Origin of the sequence: Aeromonas cavernicola (assembly GCF_002795305.1) — a bacterium.
In the GTDB taxonomy this organism is placed as follows: Bacteria; Pseudomonadota; Gammaproteobacteria; order Enterobacterales; family Aeromonadaceae; genus Aeromonas; species Aeromonas cavernicola.
In genome coordinates, this window is record NZ_PGGC01000207.1 from 1 (window position 1) to 627 (window position 627).

Here is a 627-nt window from a genome sequence, read left to right on the forward strand (position 1 = left end):
GCTTGCTCGAATCCACCCCGCGCCAGTCCGGCAGCGGCTCCTTGCGGATCACCGCGGTGCCGCGAATATTTTGCATGGTGTCGATGGTCTCGCCGCCTGCGATGCGGTGGGCCACTTCCACCAGCGGCCGCTCGGCGTTGCCGTAGATCAGGATATCGGCCTTGGCATCGAGCAGGATGGAGCGGCGGATGGTCTCGGACCAGTAGTCGTAGTGGGCGATGCGGCGAAGGGACGCCTCGATGCCGCCGATAACCACCGGCACCTCTTTGAAGGCCTCCTTGCAGCGCTGGGTATAGACCAAGGTGGCACGGTCCGGCCGCTTGCCGCCCACATCTCCCGGGGTGTAGGCGTCGTCGTGGCGCAGCTTTTTATCGGAGGTGTAGCGGTTGATCATGGAGTCCATGTTACCCGCGGTCACCCCGAAGAAGAGGTTCGGCTTGCCCAGACGCATAAAGTCATTCTTAGATGACCAGTCCGGCTGGGCGATGATGCCGACCCGAAAGCCCTGGGATTCCAGCATCCGGCCGATGACCGCCATGCCGAAGCTCGGGTGATCCACGTAGGCATCCCCGGTCACTAGGATGACGTCGCAGCTGTCCCAACCAAGCGCATCCATCTCTTTGCGGG

General features: G+C 63.0%; 1 pseudogene. It reads right to left on the reverse strand.

The annotated features are described in order from the left end of the window. A pseudogene (locus CUC53_RS17760) lies at positions 1-627 on the reverse strand (YgiQ family radical SAM protein); the annotation flags it as partial.